Origin of the sequence: Gordonia cholesterolivorans (assembly GCF_039531975.1) — a bacterium.
GTDB classification, from domain to species: domain Bacteria; phylum Actinomycetota; class Actinomycetes; order Mycobacteriales; family Mycobacteriaceae; genus Gordonia; species Gordonia sihwensis.
The window spans coordinates 186,395-202,813 of record NZ_BAAARB010000004.1; the positions used below are offsets into that span (position 1 = coordinate 186,395).

General features: G+C 68.8%; 17 protein-coding genes. 14 read left to right on the top strand and 3 right to left on the bottom strand.

The features are described from left to right. Positions 1 to 61: 61 nt before the first annotated feature. A complete protein-coding gene (locus tag ABFX36_RS05650; RefSeq protein ID WP_045540388.1) occupies positions 62 to 826 on the top strand; it encodes an HAD-IIB family hydrolase in 765 nt (254 codons plus the stop codon). Between the two features lie 24 nt (positions 827 to 850). Here ABFX36_RS05650 and ABFX36_RS05655 read toward each other — a convergent pair whose 3' ends face one another. Next, entirely contained in the window at positions 851 to 1,696 is an 846-nt protein-coding gene (locus ABFX36_RS05655; protein ID WP_346075329.1) for a tyrosine-protein phosphatase, read from the bottom strand. Positions 1,697 to 1,829: 133 nt separating this feature from the next. Between ABFX36_RS05655 and thyX the strand changes: the two genes are divergently transcribed. From thyX to ABFX36_RS05685, 6 genes are all read left to right on the top strand, one after another. After that, entirely contained in the window at positions 1,830 to 2,579 is a 750-nt protein-coding gene (gene thyX, locus ABFX36_RS05660; protein WP_006896247.1) for an FAD-dependent thymidylate synthase, read from the top strand. Positions 2,580 to 2,617: 38 nt separating this feature from the next. Then, positions 2,618 to 3,523: a 4-hydroxy-tetrahydrodipicolinate synthase gene (dapA, locus tag ABFX36_RS05665; RefSeq protein ID WP_346075332.1), complete on the top strand. Its 906-nt coding sequence runs from the start codon at positions 2,618 to 2,620 to the stop codon at positions 3,521 to 3,523. Beyond that, positions 3,523 to 5,439 (top strand): ribonuclease J, encoded by a 1,917-nt coding sequence (locus ABFX36_RS05670; protein WP_346075334.1) that lies wholly within the window; start codon positions 3,523 to 3,525, stop codon positions 5,437 to 5,439. Before dapA ends, ABFX36_RS05670 begins: the two co-directional genes overlap by 1 nt. After that, positions 5,436 to 6,068 (top strand): TIGR03085 family metal-binding protein, encoded by a 633-nt coding sequence (locus ABFX36_RS05675; RefSeq protein ID WP_006896250.1) that lies wholly within the window; start codon positions 5,436 to 5,438, stop codon positions 6,066 to 6,068. Before ABFX36_RS05670 ends, ABFX36_RS05675 begins: the two co-directional genes overlap by 4 nt. A 342-nt stretch (positions 6,069 to 6,410) precedes the next feature. Then, positions 6,411 to 9,101 carry an FtsK/SpoIIIE family DNA translocase gene (locus tag ABFX36_RS05680; RefSeq protein ID WP_346075437.1) on the top strand — a complete coding sequence of 897 codons (2,691 nt, stop codon included), beginning with the start codon at positions 6,411 to 6,413 and terminating at the stop codon, positions 9,099 to 9,101. 171 nt (positions 9,102 to 9,272) lie between these two features. Continuing rightward, entirely contained in the window at positions 9,273 to 10,280 is a 1,008-nt protein-coding gene (locus ABFX36_RS05685) for a TerC family protein (RefSeq protein WP_346075335.1), read from the top strand. On the opposite strand, the gene ABFX36_RS05690 is transcribed toward ABFX36_RS05685, so the two are convergent. Both ABFX36_RS05690 and ABFX36_RS05695 read right to left on the bottom strand, forming a co-directional pair. Beyond that, entirely contained in the window at positions 10,274 to 10,555 is a 282-nt protein-coding gene (locus ABFX36_RS05690) for a YciI family protein (RefSeq protein ID WP_006896254.1), read from the bottom strand. The genes ABFX36_RS05685 and ABFX36_RS05690 overlap by 7 nt on opposite strands. A gap of 22 nt (positions 10,556 to 10,577) precedes the next feature. Beyond that, the gene (locus ABFX36_RS05695) at positions 10,578 to 11,111 is read right to left on the bottom strand and encodes an amino-acid N-acetyltransferase (RefSeq protein ID WP_006896255.1); all 534 of its coding nucleotides are present in this window, start codon (positions 11,109 to 11,111) and stop codon (positions 10,578 to 10,580) included. Between the two features lie 74 nt (positions 11,112 to 11,185). Between ABFX36_RS05695 and pgsA the strand changes: the two genes are divergently transcribed. The 7 genes from pgsA to ABFX36_RS05730 all read left to right on the top strand — a co-directional run bounded on the left by pgsA (position 11,186) and on the right by ABFX36_RS05730 (position 16,419). Further along, positions 11,186 to 11,779, top strand: coding sequence for a CDP-diacylglycerol--glycerol-3-phosphate 3-phosphatidyltransferase (gene pgsA / locus ABFX36_RS05700; RefSeq protein ID WP_006896256.1), 594 nt, complete (start codon positions 11,186 to 11,188; stop codon positions 11,777 to 11,779). Positions 11,780 to 11,954: 175 nt separating this feature from the next. Then, positions 11,955 to 12,290 (top strand): helix-turn-helix domain-containing protein, encoded by a 336-nt coding sequence (locus tag ABFX36_RS05705; RefSeq protein ID WP_006896257.1) that lies wholly within the window; start codon positions 11,955 to 11,957, stop codon positions 12,288 to 12,290. Between the two features lie 48 nt (positions 12,291 to 12,338). Further along, entirely contained in the window at positions 12,339 to 13,163 is an 825-nt protein-coding gene (locus ABFX36_RS05710; protein ID WP_346075339.1) for a PspA/IM30 family protein, read from the top strand. A gap of 50 nt (positions 13,164 to 13,213) precedes the next feature. Next, a complete protein-coding gene (locus ABFX36_RS05715) occupies positions 13,214 to 14,392 on the top strand; it encodes a glycosyltransferase (protein WP_346075341.1) in 1,179 nt (392 codons plus the stop codon). Positions 14,393 to 14,450: 58 nt separating this feature from the next. Further along, positions 14,451 to 14,645, top strand: coding sequence for a DUF3046 domain-containing protein (locus tag ABFX36_RS05720; RefSeq protein ID WP_006896260.1), 195 nt, complete (start codon positions 14,451 to 14,453; stop codon positions 14,643 to 14,645). A 213-nt stretch (positions 14,646 to 14,858) separates the two neighbouring features. Continuing rightward, complete coding sequence (recA, locus tag ABFX36_RS05725) at positions 14,859 to 15,902, top strand: recombinase RecA (protein ID WP_006896261.1); 1,044 nt, start codon at positions 14,859 to 14,861, stop codon at positions 15,900 to 15,902. A 7-nt stretch (positions 15,903 to 15,909) separates the two neighbouring features. Next, positions 15,910 to 16,419 carry a regulatory protein RecX gene (locus ABFX36_RS05730; RefSeq protein ID WP_006896262.1) on the top strand — a complete coding sequence of 170 codons (510 nt, stop codon included), beginning with the start codon at positions 15,910 to 15,912 and terminating at the stop codon, positions 16,417 to 16,419.

Genomic DNA, 16,419 nt, shown 5'->3' on the forward strand with positions numbered 1-16,419 from the left:
CCGGCCCGGGACCGGCGCCCGGCTACACTTCTGCGCGCACACTTAACGGAAGGGTGGACACGTGTCCGTCACGCACAACGGCAAGACCTACCGACTCGTCATGTTCGATCTCGACGACACCCTGGCGCCGTCGAAGACCGCGATGAGCGACGAGATGGTCGGGCTGTTCCGGGAACTGCTCGCCGGAAGCATGGGCTGCATCATCTCCGGCGGTCAGTACGGGCAATTCCAGTCGCAGGTCCTCGACCGGCTCGGCGACTTCGCGGACCGCGGCAACCTGCACCTGATGCCCACCAACGGCACCCGCTACGTCCGGTGGTCCGGCCGGGATTGGGAGACGGTGTACGCCGAGGACCTCTCCGACCACCAGAAGGCCGAGGCCATGCGGGTGGTGGAGGCCGGCGCACGTGAGCTCGGGCTCTGGGAGGAGAAGACCTGGGGCCCGATCCTGGAGGACCGCGGCAGTCAGGTCACCTTTTCCGCGCTCGGCCAGTCCGCGCCGGTCGACGCGAAGGCGGCGTGGGATCCGGACGGGCGCAAGAAGGAGTCGCTGCGTGCGTACGCCGCCGAGCGGCTGCCCGACCTCGAGGTCCGCAGCGGCGGATCGACGTCGGTCGACATCACGGCGAAGGGGATCGACAAGGCCTACGGGGCGCGCCGCCTGATGGAGATCCTCGGCCTGGGCACCGACGACATCCTGTTCTTCGGCGACCGTCTCGACGAGGGCGGCAACGACCGTCCGGTGGCTGAACTCGGCATCGACGCGGTCGCCGTCCACGGCTGGCAGGACACCTACGCGAAGCTGGGCGCCATCGTCCGCGGCTGACGCGCCGCGCCGGCCACCGGGGCCTCAGCTCAGCAGGCTGCTCCGGAGCGAGTCGACGTCCTCACCCGTCAGGCGCAGCCCCTTGCGGAGGTAGCCGTCCATCGAGCCGTAGACGCGATCAGCGGCCGCGAAGGCCGAGTTCAGCATCGAGATGTCCACGCCGTTGATCGGGTCGGTGGCCGATGCACGCCGATAGTGGTTGGACGCGAGATAGTCCGCCTCGATCGTCGCGCGGTCGACACCGAGGACGGTCAGCAGGATGGCCGCCACCCAGCCGGTGCGGTCCTTGCCCGCCGAACAGTGGAAAAGCGTGGTCCGGCCGGTCTTCGCCGTCTTCGCGATCTCGAGGACGGCCGTGCGGAGCTGAGCGCGCGCGTTGGCGTCGGTGACGAATTCCGGATACGCCGACGCGACGTCGATCAGACTCAGTGGCGACACCTGTCCGAGGACGTCCGCACTCACCTGGCGCGTGCCGGGCACGCGACGGTCGGGTTGGACCGCCCGCTCGATACCGGTCCGCAGATCGATCACCGTCGCCAGACCGCGGGCGCGCAGCGCTGAGATGTCGGATGCGGTGAGCCGCGAGAGATTGTCGCTCCGCAGCACGAGTCCGTTGACATGCCGACCGTCGGCGGCGCGATAGCCCTCGAGCGTCCTGGTGTTGCTCGTCCCCTCCAGCCCGATCTCCCGTCCGGGCGTGATCGCCGAGTTCGTGACGGCGGCCGTGGCCACCGGTGATGCGGCGGCAGGTGCGGCCAGGGCCGGAGAGGAGGCCGTCGGAACGACCACGGTGACGGACAGGGCGGTGACGGACAGGGCAGCGGACAGGGCGAGGGCCGCGAGGCGACGGCGGCGGATCGAAGAGCTCACCGGACCGATGATGCACCACCGGCCCGGATGCCGCAGGACGAACCGGATGCGAGACAATCGAGCCTCGAGGCTGTCCGGGTGCCATGACCCGCAGAGCCCGTCATGAGCCGCTGCAGTGCCGAGGAGTTGCGACGTGTCCGAATTAGTGCCGCTGAAGGTCCAGCTGGTCGCGGCAACGCAGTTCATGCCGCCGGAGGTGGACTGGGATACCGACGCCGACGGTGGCGAGGCCCTCATCGAGTTCGCCGGTCGCGCCTGCTACGAGAGCTGGCACAAGCCGAATCCGCGCACCGCCACCAACGCCGGCTATCTGCGCCACGTCCTCGAGGTGGGCCACACGTCGTTGTTCGAGCACGCCACGTGCACCTTCTACATCACCGGGATCTCCCGGTCGTGCACGCACGAACTGATCCGTCATCGCCACTTCTCCTACTCGCAGCTCTCGCAGCGCTTCGTCCCCGAACACGATTCCAACGTGGTCGCGCCGCCGGCGATCCGCGGTGACGAGCGCCTCGAGGAGTTGTTCGTCGAAGCGACCGACGCGGCGCGGCGCGCCTACGCCGACCTCCTGGCCGAGCTCGAGGCCAAGTTCGCCGACGTTCCGAATGCGATCCTGCGGCACAAGCAGGCCCGACAGGCGGCCCGCTCGGTGCTGCCGAACGCGACGGAGACGCGGATCGTCGTGACCGGCAACTACCGGGCCTGGCGCCACTTCATCGGAATGCGGGCGACCGAGCACGCGGACGTCGAGATCCGCCAGCTCGCCGTGGAATGCCTGCGCCGGCTCCGCGAGGTGGCACCGACGGCGTTCGGGGACTTCGAAATCGGCGAACTCGCCGACGGAACCGAAGTCGCGACCTCGCCCTTCGTATTCGAGGGCTGAGCGCGGCGATCGGCCCGTCAGACGGTAGCCTGAGCGGCATGAACTCGGCTGACGCAGGAATTGCGGAACACCCGTTCGGGACGGTTTCGGTGGCAATGGTGACCCCCTTCACTCGGGAGGGGAAGGTCGATCTCGACAAAGCCGCGGAGCTGGCCGCTCACCTGGTCGACGGAGGCTGTGACGCCATCGTCGTGAACGGCACCACCGGTGAGTCGCCGACCACCACGGTGCAGGAGAAGAACGACCTTCTGCGGGTCGCGCTCGAAGCGGTCGGCGACCGCGCGAAGGTCGTCCACGGGGCCGGCAGCTACGACACCGCCGAGTCGGCGCGGCGCGTCCGCGAAGCGGAGGAGATCGGCGCGGACGGCGTGCTGATCGTCACCCCGTATTACAGCAAGCCGCCCCAGTCGGGTGTCCTCGCACACTTCCGCACCATCGCCGACGCGTCGAGTCTGCCGGTGATGCTGTACGACATCCCGCCGCGGTCGGTGATCCCGATCGAGACCGAGACCATCCTGCGCCTCGCCGAGCACCCCAACATCAAAGCCGTCAAAGACGCCAAGGGCGATCTGCATGCGGCGTCGAAGATCCTGGCGGCCACCGACCTGGAGTACCTGTCCGGGGAGGACGCACTGAACCTGCCGTGGCTGTCGATCGGCGCCACCGGTTTCGTCAGCGTGATCGGCCATCTCGTGCCGGGCCGGCTCCGCGATCTGCGGGCCGCCGTGCTCGCCGGCGACCTCGCGCAGGCGCGCCGGCTCGCCGACTCGATGGCACCGCTGGTCGACGCGATGGGTCGGCTCGGCGGAGTGTGCATGGTCAAGACGGCCCTGCGCATCACCGGTCTGGAAGTGGGGGATCCGCGGTTGCCGCAGGTCGCGGCCGAACCCGCCCAGATCGAAGCACTCATCACGGATCTGCGCGCAGCCGAGGTGATCTCCTGATGGCCGACAACAGCAACAACACCGCCGGCGACAACACCGCCGGCGACAACAGCGGTAACGGCAACGCCGACGGGGGCGGCCGCAAGGGCGGCGGTCGTCGGCGGGCCTCACGCAAGGCGGGCCCGCCCGCCGACCACCCGAACAAGGCGCGGGCGGCCGATTCAGGCGCCGCGAAACTGCCTCCGCAGGTGGCCGCGGCCACCGGATCGAGCGTCACGGGCGACGTCATCGACCGGCTGCCCGCCCCGCCGAAGCTGCCCAAGGGCGGACTCCGCGTCGTCGCGCTCGGCGGCATCGGTGAGATCGGCCGCAACATGACCGTCTTCGAGTACGACGGCAAGCTGCTCGTCGTGGACTGCGGCGTGCTCTTCCCCGAGGACCAGCAGCCCGGCGTCGACCTGATCCTGCCCGACTTCGGCTACATCGAAGACCGCGTCGAGGACATCGAAGCAGTGGTCCTGACGCACGGCCACGAAGACCACATCGGCGCAGTGCCCTTCCTGCTCAAGCTCCGCGGCGACATCCCGATCGTCGGTTCCCGGTTCACGCTCGCACTGGTCGCGGCCAAGTGCCGCGAACACCGCCTGCGGCCGAAGCTGGTCCAGGTGGCCGAGGGCGATCGCCTCTCGCACGGCGGATTCGACTGCGAGTACTTCGCGGTGAACCACTCGATCCCCGACGCGCTCGCCGTCGCGATCCGTACTCCGGCCGGTCTGGTCCTGCACACGGGCGACATCAAGCTCGATCAGCTGCCGCTGGACAACCGTCTCACCGACCTGGCCGGCTTCAGCAGACTCGGCGACGAGGGCGTCGACCTGTTCCTGGTGGACTCGACCAACGCCGAGGTCCCCGGTTTCGTCACCCCCGAGCGTGAGATCGGCGGCGTCCTCGACACCGTCATCGGCAAGGCCCGCCAGCGCGTGATCGTCGCCTCCTTCGCGAGCCACGTCCACCGGATCCAGCAGATCGTCGACGTGGCACACCGGCACGGTCGGCGCGTGACCTTCGTCGGCCGGTCGATGGTCCGGAACATGCAGATCGCGCAAGACCTCGGTTACCTCACCGTGCCGGACGGCGTGGTGGTGGACATGGACACCGCGGCCACCCTGCCCGACCACCGGCTGGTGCTCATCTCCACCGGCTCGCAGGGAGAGCCGCTCTCGGCCCTCTCGCGCATGGCCCGCGGTGAGCACCGCCAGATCAACATCCGCGCCGACGACCTCGTGGTCCTCGCGTCGTCGCTGATCCCGGGCAACGAGAACTCCGTGTTCGCCGTGGTGAACGGTCTCGCCAAGCGCGGCGCCACCGTGGTGACCCAGGCCAGCGCCAAGGTCCACGTCTCCGGCCATGCCTCCGCGGGCGAGTTGCTGTACCTCTACAACGCGGTGCGCCCGTCGAATGCCATGCCCGTGCACGGTGAATGGCGCCACCTGCGCGCCAATGCCGCGCTCGCCGAGGCCACAGGGGTTCCCGCCGACCGGATCGTCCTCGCCGAGGACGGAGTGGTCGTCGACCTGGTGGACGGACGCGCCAGGATCACCGGCCGCGTGCCGGTCGGATACGTCTACGTCGACGGACTCTCGGTCGGCGACGTCGGGGAATCGACGCTCTCGGACCGCCTCGTGCTCGGCGAAGGCGGCTTCATCTCCATCTCGGTGGCGGTGGACGCGTCGACGGGTGCCGCGGTGAGCAAGCCGACGGTGTCCGGCCGCGGCTTCTCCGACGATCCCGGCGCCCTGAACGACGCCGCCGAACTGGTGAACAAGGCGCTCGTCGAACTGGCCAACGAAGGGGTCACCGACACCCACCGGATCGCTCAGGGCGTGCGGCGCGCGGTGGGTCGATGGGTGGCTGAGAAGTACCGGCGCCGGCCGATGATCGTCCCGACCGTCATCGCGGTGGGGGAGCGGCGGTGAATCTCGCCCGATCCGAGCGGGCGGCGCTCGTCGAGACGATGCGCCGGACGGGGCCCGACGCCCCCACGCTGTGTGCGGGCTGGGACAACCGTGATCTCGCGATCCACCTGATCCTGCGGGAACGCAGGCTCGATGCGACAGCGGGCATCTTCATCGGCCCGCTGGCCGGACACACCGCTGCCGTCGCCGACAGCTACGCCGACAAGCCCTGGGACGAGCTGCTGGCCATGTTGTCCGACGGGCCGCCCTGGTACTCGCCGTTCCGGGTGGCCGACCGCTTCCTCAACCTCGCCGAGATGTTCGTTCATCACGAGGACGTGCTGCGCGGGGGCGCCGATCCGGCCGGTCCGTTCCTGCCGCGGCAGGTGTCGCCGGATCTCGAGCGGGCTCTAGAGCTTCCGCTGCGGACGGTGGGACGCCGGATCATGGCGGGCTCTCCCGTGCGGGCCACCCTGCGCACCGGGGACGGTCGGGAGGTGATGAGCGTGGGCCGCGGCCAGCCGGTGGGAGTGTCCGGCTCGGTCGGGGAACTGCTGCTCTTCGCGTTCGGCCGTGCACCGGTCGACGTGGAGTTCTCCGGTTCTCCGGCAGCGATAGCGAGCCTGCGCAGTGCCCACCGGACGTTGTGAACCGGTCACGAAATCGACACGACCGTGATCTCTGCGGTGTTGCCAGTGTGACTGATGTGATTGGCGGGCATTAGGCTGGAGGCCATGGCTTCCAATGCATCAACGCGCAGCCGCTCATCCGAGACTTCGGGGAAGCCGAAGTCGTCGGCCGGCGGCCGGTCGCGCAGCGGCGCCTCACGTGGGGGGACTCGGGCCACGGCGACGGCACGGCCCAAGTCCGGACAGGGCGGCCGCGGCGGTGCGCGCAAGCCGCCCGCAGACCGGGCCGGAACCGCGCGCCGCCCGGCGCACTCGCAGGATCTCAAGCGCCGGCCGGCGGAACGGTCGTCGGTGGCGCGGGGGATGGGCCGGGCCGCAGCGGCGACCTGGAACCTCGCCGCACGCGGTCTGGGCGGCGTCGCACGCATCGGTGCTCACCGGGACGAGGCGCCGTCGCAGGGACGCGACAGCGCGGGTCTGGCTCTCACACTCGCCGCAGCGCTGGTCGCGCTCGGCGTCTGGTTCACCGCACTGGGGCCGGTCGGGGCATTCGTCGACACGCTCGTCCGGGCGGGTTTCGGCGCGCTCGCCTACGGCGTCCCCGTGTTCCTGGTCGCCGTCGCGGTGCTGGTGATGCGGTTTCCGGCCAACCCGGAGCGTCGTCTGCGCAATGTCGCGGGGACGTTGCTGATCGCAGTTCCGGTGCTCGCCCTCACGCACCTGATGCACGGCGCACCGACCGGCTACGACGCCCGCGCCCGGTCGGCGGGCTTCGTCGGCTACGTACTGGGTTCGCCGCTGACGAACGCGGTCACGGTCTGGGTCACCGTCCCCCTGTTCCTGCTTCTGGCCGCCTTCGGCGTGCTCGCCCTCAGCGGACGGACACTGGGCGAGGTGGTCGCCGCCACGTCGGACTACCTGGGCCTGGGGGCGGAGTACGACTACGAGTACGACGACTACGAGCAGGACGACTACGGGCCCGACGACTACGGGCCCGACGACGAGTACGACGAGTACGGACCGGACGAGTACGGCGACGAGCCGAAGCCGGATGCGGTGGACGAGCGCCGTGCCGATCCGGACGCGGCGATCGACTACGGCGACCCGTACCGGAACTACCCGCCCGATACGCGGCGCCGTCCCCGCTCCGGCGGTGCGTCGCCGCGCAGGCGCAGGACCGCCGGGCAGGACCGCGACTCGCACATGGCCGATCTCCTGACCGAGCCGTTGATCGACGCGCCGCTGCCGGCGTCCGCACGCCGGTCCGGGCCGGGGGAGCCTCCCTTCGACGTTCCCGTCGACGACAATCCGACCACGCCGCTGGGCGACCTCAGCGATGTCCTCGGCGACGACGGTCTGGACGGCGGCGCTCTCGACTCCGGTGCTCTCGACAGCGATGCCTTCGAGGCCGACGACCACGAGTCGGACGAGCCGACTCCCGCGGCGCGCCCCCGCCGCCGGCCGGCGCCCGCTCCCGCACCGGCGGCCGCTCGCAAGCCGGTCACGACCGCTCCTCCCGCAGCGCCGTCGGGCGGTTCGTTCCTCGATCAGGACCCCGAATCGGGATATCTCCTGCCGCCGGCCGACCTGCTGGTGCAGGGCGAGCCCGCCAAGCTGGGGACCTCTGCCAACGACGAGATGATCGACCGCATCAACAGTGTGCTCGAGCAGTTCAAGGTCGACGCCGCGGTCACCGGATACACCCGGGGCCCGACGGTGACGCGGTACGAGGTGGAGCTGGGCCCGGCCGTCAAGGTCGAGAAGATCACCCAGTTGCAGCGCAATATCGCCTACGCCGTCGCCACCGACAACGTGCGTCTGCTGGCGCCGATCCCGGGCAAGTCGGCGGTCGGCATCGAGGTGCCGAACTCCGACCGTGAGATGGTGCGCCTCTCGGACGTCCTCGCGGCGCCGACGACGCGCAAGGAGAATCATCCGCTCGTCATCGGTCTCGGCAAAGACATCGAGGGCGACTTCGTGAGCGCCAACCTCGCGAAGATGCCGCATCTGCTGGTGGCGGGTTCCACCGGTTCGGGCAAGTCGAGCTTCGTGAACTCGATGCTCGTGTCGCTGCTGACCCGCGCCACACCCGAAGAGGTGCGGATGATCCTCATCGATCCGAAGATGGTGGAACTCACGCCGTACGAGGGCATTCCGCATCTGATCACACCGATCATCACCGAGCCGAAGAAGGCGGCGGCCGCGCTCGCCTGGCTGGTGGAGGAGATGGAGCAGCGCTACCAGGACATGAAGGCGTCCCGGGTGCGGCACATCAATGACTTCAACGCCAAGGTCCGATCGGGTGAGATCACCACTCCGCTCGGATCGGAGCGGGTGTACAAGCCGTACCCGTACATCGTCGCGATCGTCGACGAGCTCGCCGATCTGATGATGACGGCGCCGCGTGACGTGGAGGAGGCGATCGTCCGCATCACGCAGAAGGCGCGTGCCGCGGGCATCCACCTGGTCCTCGCCACGCAGCGACCGTCGGTGGACGTGGTCACCGGCCTGATCAAGACGAACGTCCCGAGCCGACTGGCCTTCGCCACCAGTTCGCTGACCGATTCCCGGGTGATCCTCGACCAGCCGGGGGCGGAGAAGCTGATCGGCATGGGCGACGGTCTGTTCCTCCCGATGGGTGCGAACAAGCCGATCCGCATGCAGGGCGCGTTCATCACCGACGAGGAGATCTCGGCCGTCGTCGAGTTCACCCGCGAGCAGTCCGAACCGGACTACACCGAAGGCGTCACGACGGCCAAGGCCGGCGAGAAGAAGGACATCGACGCCGACATCGGCAACGATCTCGACGATCTGCTGCAGGCCATCGAGCTAGTGGTGTCGAGCCAGTTCGGTTCGACGTCGATGCTCCAGCGGAAGCTGCGCGTCGGATTCGCCAAGGCAGGCCGGTTGATGGACCTGATGGAGACGCGCGGCATCGTCGGCCCCAGCGAGGGATCGAAGGCCCGCGAGGTCCTGGTCAAGCCCGAGGACCTCGCCGGTGTCATCGCCTCGATCACCGGGGGAGGCGGCGAGGACGCCGATCCGTTAAACTGACGGAGATCTTGGAGGGGAGTATCCCCGCTTCGCAGGCGTTCCCGTCAGTACGGAACGGTGGTGCGGCATCCGCGGATCGGATGCCGTGCACCGCTCCCGGGGCCGCCGCCGGCGCCGCCGGTGGGAGAGACCTCCAGCATCGTCGCTTCGTGCTACGTGTTGGAGGAATACATGAATGTCACTGTCGTGACCTGGTTGGTCACCGGGGCGGTGATCCTGGGCCTGTTCGTCTTCGACTTCTTCGCCCACGTCCGTACCCCGCATGAGCCCACGCTCCGCGAGTCCGGATTCTGGTCGGCGGTCTACATCGGCATCGCCGTCCTGTTCGGCGGATTCGTCTGGTGGAAATGGGGCGGAACCTACGGCGGCGAGTACTTCGCCGGTTACGTCACCGAGAAGGCGCTCTCGGTCGACAACCTGTTCGTGTTCGTGGTCATCATGACGTCGTTCGCCGTACCGCGCGTCTACCAGCAGAAGGTGCTGCTCCTCGGCATCGTGATGGCGCTCGTCATGCGCGGCGCTTTCATCGCGGTCGGCGCCGCCGCCATCAACGCCTACAGCTGGGTGTTCTATCTGTTCGGGCTCATCCTGCTCGTGACTGCGGTGAAGCTGCTCAAGGAGAGCGACGAGCCCGCCGTGCACGAACGCGAGCGCGAGAGCCGGCTCGAACGGTTCGTCAAGAAGTGGTTCCGCGCCACCGACGTCTACGACGGTGACCGTCTCACCACCAAGATCGACGGCAAGCGCTACATCACACCGCTGCTGGTGGTGCTGATCATCATCGGTTTCACCGACGTGCTGTTCGCCCTCGACTCCATTCCGGCGATCTACGGACTCACCCAGGAGCCGTACCTGGTGTTCACCGCCAACGCCTTCGCGCTGATGGGTCTGCGGCAGCTCTACTTCCTGCTCGGGGGCATGCTCGACAGGCTGATCTACCTCTCGTACGGTCTGTCGCTGATCCTGGCCTTCATCGGCGTGAAGCTGGTCCTGCACGCGCTCCACGAGAACACGCTGCCGTTCATCAACGGCGGCGAGTCCGTTCCGGTGCCGGAGATCGGCACTCCTCTGTCGCTGGGCATCATCGGCGGCACCCTGCTGGCGACCACGGTGGCCAGCCTGGTGGTCAGCCGCAAGCGCAGTCGCGACGCGGCCGACGTCGGACCCTCGCGTCAGTAGGGGCCGAAGACCTGCGTCAGCTCTTTGACGGAGACGGCGGCGACGGCCGACTCGCGCGCGAACGGGTCCTGCGCAAGCAGGTCGCGAGCGGCGTCGGCGTCGTCGGCCGTGATCATCAGGAGCGCGCCGCTGCCGTCGGAGTACGGACCCACGAACTGGAGACGGCCGGCCTCGTGCTGTGCACTCAGCCAGGTCCGGTGCTCGGGCCGGAACCGGTCCCGCACCGCCGCGGCCTCCGGGGCGTAGGTGTATTCGACGGCGAAGAAGCCGGCCATGTCCGATGTCCTTCCGTGGCGGTCACAGATGCGCGAGCATCCGGGTGTTTCCGAGGGTGTTGGGTTTGACGAAGCTGAGATCGAGGAACTCGGCGACACCTGTGTCGTACGACCGGCACATCTCCTCGAAGACCTCGCGGGAGACCGGGGTGCCGTCGATCTCCACGAAGCCGTGCCGGGAGAAGAACTGCGTCTCGAAGGTGAGGACGAAGACCCGCTCCAATTCGAGTTCGCGGGCCACATCCATCAACCGGTCGACGATCTTGTGCCCGATGCCGCGACCGGCGTGCGCGGTGTCGACGGCGACCGTGCGGACCTCGCCGAGGTCCGACCACATCACGTGCAGGGCGCCGCAACCGACCACCTCTCCGCCGTTTTCGGCGACCCAGAACTCCTGGACCGACTCGTAGAGGGTGACCAGGTTCTTGTCGAGCAGGATCTTGCCGGCGTAGATGTCGATCAGTTCCTTGATGCGGGGAACATCCGATGTCCGGGCACGGCGGACGAGGACCGATGAGGGCTCGCCGGTGCGGGAATCGGGTTGTTCGCTCAGCATGCCATCGAGAGTAGCCGCAGGTCCGAGCGCGCCCTTCGGGAGTCTGAGAAAAGCGTGACGTTAGGCTTGATCACGTGACTGAGCCTGTGCGCCGTGTGTTCGGCGAGGATGCGGCCCCGGTGCCCGTGGTGAACATCGCCAACGCACTGACGGTGTTCCGCATCGTCCTGGTCCCGGTGTTCGTGGTCCTGCTCTTCGTCGACGACGGGGAATCGGTGAGCTGGCGGATCGCGGCCTTCGTGGTCTTCGCGGTCGCCGCGTTCACCGACCAGCTCGACGGCCGCCTGGCGCGCGGCATGAACCTGGTCACCGACTTCGGGAAGATGGCCGATCCGATCGCGGACAAGGCGCTCATCGGCGCGGCACTGATCGGCCTGTCGATCCTGGCGGAGCTGCCCTGGTGGGTCACCGGGGTGATTCTGGCGCGGGAGATCGGAGTGACGCTGCTGCGCTTCTGGGTGCTGCGCCACGGAGTGATCCCGGCCAGCCGGGGCGGCAAGCTCAAGACCCTGCTTCAGTCGGTGGCGATCGGACTGTTCGTGCTGCCGCTCTCGGGAGCGTGGCACACCGCCGCGTGGGCGATCATGGCAGCCGCGCTGGTCGCGACGGTGGTCACCGGACTCGACTACGTCTGGCGGGCCGTCGTGCTGCGCCGCGGCGCGGAATAGACCAGGGGCCCACGGCGTTGAGATCCGAGTGTGCCGGGCGTGCGCGGGAGCGCCGCGGCGTGCGGTATGTCGGCGGCGGTCGGTCGGGAATTCGGCTAGGGTCGACGGCACAGGCTATTGATGGAATCGACGGCCCGACCCCCGGGCTCCTGGAGAATCGTGAGGAGGTCCGCGCGTGACTCTGCTCTTGCGTGAGGCGATCGGCGATGAGCTGCGCCGTGTTCGGAACGGTCAGGGACGCACATTGCGTGAAGTCTCGACCGACGCGAGGGTGTCGCTCGGTTACCTCTCCGAGGTCGAACGCGGGCAGAAGGAGGCCTCCAGCGAGCTGCTGGCGTCGATCTGCGAGGCGCTCGACGTGCCGATCGGCGAGGTGCTCTTCCAGGTCGCGGGCCTGATGCAGCCGGCGGGCCGGCCCGTCGGAGCGTCCGATAGCCTTGTCGAAGTCATTGCCCCCCAGGAAGATTCGGTGGACGACGCGGGTGTGCCCGCGGCACTTGCCGCCGCGTGATCGATCGAACGACGACGCGACCCGCGCAACGAGGAGTTTGGAAGACCGATGGCCAATCCGTTTGTGAAGTTCTGGAACTACATGATGGCGCTGGGCAATTCGAAGATCGACGAGCACGCCGATCCGAAGGTGCAGATCCAGCAGGCGATCGAGGACGCGCAGCGGCAGCACCAGGCGCTCTCCCAGCAGGCGGCGGCGGTCATCGGCAACCAGCGGCAGCTCGAGATGCGGCTCAACCGCCAGCTCGAGGAGATCGAGAAGCTGCAGGGCAATGCGCGCCAGGCGCTCACGCTCGCCGACCAGGCCGCGGCCGCCGGTGACAGTGCGAAGGCGGGCGAGTACACCAACGCCGCCGAGGCCTTCGCGGCGCAGCTGGTGACGGCCGAGCAGAACGTCGAAGACCTCAAGGTGCTGCACGATCAGTCTCTGCAGGCCGCAGCGCAGGCCAAGCAGGCCGTCGAGCGCAACGCCATGGCTCTGCAGCAGAAGCTCGCCGAACGCTCCAAGCTCCTGAGCCAGCTCGAACAGGCGAAGATGCAGGAGCAGGTCAGTGCTTCGCTGAACCAGATGAGCGAGCTCTCGGCTCCCGGCAACACGCCGAACCTCGAGCAGGTGCGCGACAAGATCGAGCGTCGCTACGCCAATGCCCTGGGGTCGGCCGAGCTCGCCAAGGGCACCGTCGCCGGACGCATGCAGGAGGTGGAGGCCGCGGGCGTCCAGCTCGCCGGCCACGCCCGGCTCGAGCAGATCCGGGCCAGCATGAACGGTGGATCGCTCGCGCCGGGGCAGACCGCCGGCGCACAGGGCGCCCCGGCGGGCCAGGTGGAGCAGGGCGGCGCTGCGCCCGCCCCGCAGACCCCGGAACAGAACTGAGCACCCTCGACAGTTCCGGCAGCCGTGACGACGGGTCCGAGACGGGCCCGTTGCGCATCGCGATCGTGGCCGGGTCCGACGCCGGACACGCATTTCCGGCGCTGAGCCTGGCCACATCGCTGCGTACGGCAGGCGACCGCGTGGTCGTCTACACGGGTGAGCGGTGGACCGCGGCGGCAGCGCGCCGGGGCCTCGAGGTGCGTCCGCTGCCGGGACTGGCGGCTCTGCCCGATGAGGACGATGACGATGCCGGAGCCAAACTGAGCGTACGGGCCGCGCGGATGGCGACGGCCCTCGCTCCGGAACTGGCGACCGGCGGATTCGACCTCGTCGTCAGCGACGTCATCACGGTGGCCGGGGCCTGGGCGGCCGAGCTGGTCGGTCTGCCCTGGATCGAGCTCTCGCCGCATCCGCTCTACGAGCAGTCGGCCGGCCTGCCGCCGATCGGCGCGGGACTGGCCGCCGGCGAGGGAATCGGCGGGCGGCTGCGCGACGCGCTCCTGCGTGCGAGCGCCGCACCCGCTGTGGCCAAGGGCCGTCGGCAGCGCCGCGGCGCCCGACGGAGCATCGGCCTCCCGGATGAGTCGACGCCCCTCGCACGATTCGTCGCGACCCTGCCGGGACTGGAGGTTCCGCGCCCGGACTGGCCTGAGCGCACCCACCTGATCGGACCGTTGCTGTTCGAACCGACCGACGACTGTTTCGTTCGGCCCGAGGGCGACGGCCCGCTCGTGGTGGTCGCGCCGTCCACAGCGGCCACGGGGGCGGGCGATCTCGGCGCCGCGGCACTGGCTGCGCTCGCCGACCTGCAGTCCACGCGACCGCTGCGGGTGGTGTACTCCGCCCTGCAGCCACCGCATGCCGAGGTGCTGCCCGACCGGCTGGTCGCGGCGACGGGCCGTCAGGACGAACTCCTCCCGGACGCCGACCTGGTGATCTGTGGAGGCGGTCACGGCATGCTCGCGAAGTCGCTGCTCGCGGGAGTGCCCGTGGTGACCGTGCCCGGCGGCGGTGATCAGTGGGAGCTCGCCAACCGGGTCGCGCGGATCGGCTGCGGACGGCTGGTGCGCCCGGCCACCACCGCCGCACTGGCGGAGGCGATCGCCGGAGTGCTGGACGATCGGCGTCACGCCGACGCCGCCCGGCGCGTCGCCGCCACCGTCTCGGGCGTCGTCGATCCGGTGCGGGTCGCGCACGCCGCGTATCGGCGATGGACCGGGCCGAGGTGAACACCTGCACGTCCGGACCGTCGGTGGCGGCGGTCGGGCGATCGTGGAGAATGGAACCATGCGTCTGACGGAGTTCGCCGAACTCACCGAGGCAGAGTTCGGCAGAAAGCGGGCCGACGGTCTGCTGACCGATCTGGTGCTGATGGAACTGGGCGGCCGCACGGGCCGGGAGGCCATCGAGCAGGGAGTGGATCCGAAGCTGGTGTGGCGGGCACTCTGCCGCGAATTCGACGTACCGCCGGAACGCTGGTGATCGCCGGATCCGGCGTGTCGGATTGCCGTCGAACATCTGTTCGCTATCCTGTAATGGAACCGGAGCGCGCTCTGGTGCGTCCAATTTAATGACCGTACGAACGGGCCCGGGCGGAAATGTCACACCCGTCTCCTACCGTGTGGTCACGAAAGCGGAAGACGTTCGTATCCACAGCAACGTTCCAATACAGCAGAGCACCCGGAGGAGAGACCGATGGCACCCGTGACTGATCGGCAGAAGGCACTGGATCTGGCGCTGGCTCAGATCGACAAGAATTTCGGCAAGGGCTCGGTGATGCGTCTGGGTGAGGACGCCCGCCCGCCGATGGAGGTCATCCCGACCGGCTCGGTGGCCCTCGACATCGCACTCGGCATCGGCGGCCTCCCGCGCGGCCGGATCGTGGAGGTCTACGGCCCGGAGTCCTCGGGTAAGACCACCGTCGCCCTGCACGCCGTCGCGAACGCTCAGGCCGCAGGCGGCATCGCCGCGTTCATCGACGCCGAACATGCACTCGATCCCGAGTATGCGGCGAAGCTGGGTGTCGACATCGACGCGCTGCTGGTCTCGCAGCCGGACACCGGAGAACAGGCACTGGAGATCGCGGATATGCTCATCCGCTCGGGTGCGCTCGACATCCTGGTGATCGACTCGGTGGCGGCGCTCGTGCCCAAGGCGGAGATCGAGGGCGAGATGGGCGACAGCCACGTCGGACTGCAGGCACGGCTCATGAGCCAGGCCCTGCGCAAGATGACCTCCGGTCTCAACAACTCCAACACCACCGCGATCTTCATCAACCAGTTGCGCGAGAAGATCGGTGTGATGTTCGGTTCGCCGGAGACCACGACCGGCGGCAAGGCCCTCAAGTTCTACTCGTCTGTGCGACTGGACGTCCGGCGGATCGAGACGCTCAAGGACGGCACGGACGCGGTCGGCAACCGGACGCGCGTCAAGGTCGTCAAGAACAAGGTGGCGCCGCCGTTCAAGCAGGCGGAGTTCGACATCCTGTACGGGCACGGCATCAGCCGCGAGGGTTCGCTGATCGATCTCGGCGTGGCCGAGGGCTTCATCCGCAAGTCGGGTTCGTGGTTCACCTACGAGGGCGATCAGCTGGGGCAGGGCAAGGAGAACGCCCGTAAGTTCCTCATCGCCAATCCCGATGTCGCGAACGAGATCGAGAGCAAGATCAAGGACAAGCTCGGCATCGGTCGTCCCGCCGCGGACGCCGACGAGATCGCCCCCGAGCCCGTCGACTTCTGATCCACCTATGTCCGACGATACGGCGGCCCGGTCCGGCCCGTCGCCCTGGGATGCTGCGCTGCGGCTCCTGGGGACCCGGGCCCGGAGCCGGGCGGAGATGCGTGACCGTCTGAACGCACGCGGCTTCACCCCGGACGAGGTGGAGCAGACTTTGCGCCGGCTCGACGAGTGGAAGCTGCTCGACGACGCCGACTTCGCCGCCGAATGGGTTCGATCGCGGCACGCGCACTCCGGTCGCGGGCGGCTGGCTCTCAAACGCGAACTGCGGACCAAGGGGATCGACGATGAGACCGCGGCGCAGGCCCTGGACCAGATCGATCCCGAGGACGAGCGGGAGATCGCCGTCCGGCTCGCGGAGAAGAAGCTGAACGTCTCCGGCGAACAACTCGGTGACCGCGAGATCCGGGCCAAGGCGTATCGGCGGCTCGCAGGGGCCCTGGGTCGCCGCGGCTATCCGCCGGAGATGGTCGGATCGGTGGTCAAGGAAGTCCTCGACCGCGCTCGACACTCCGCCTGA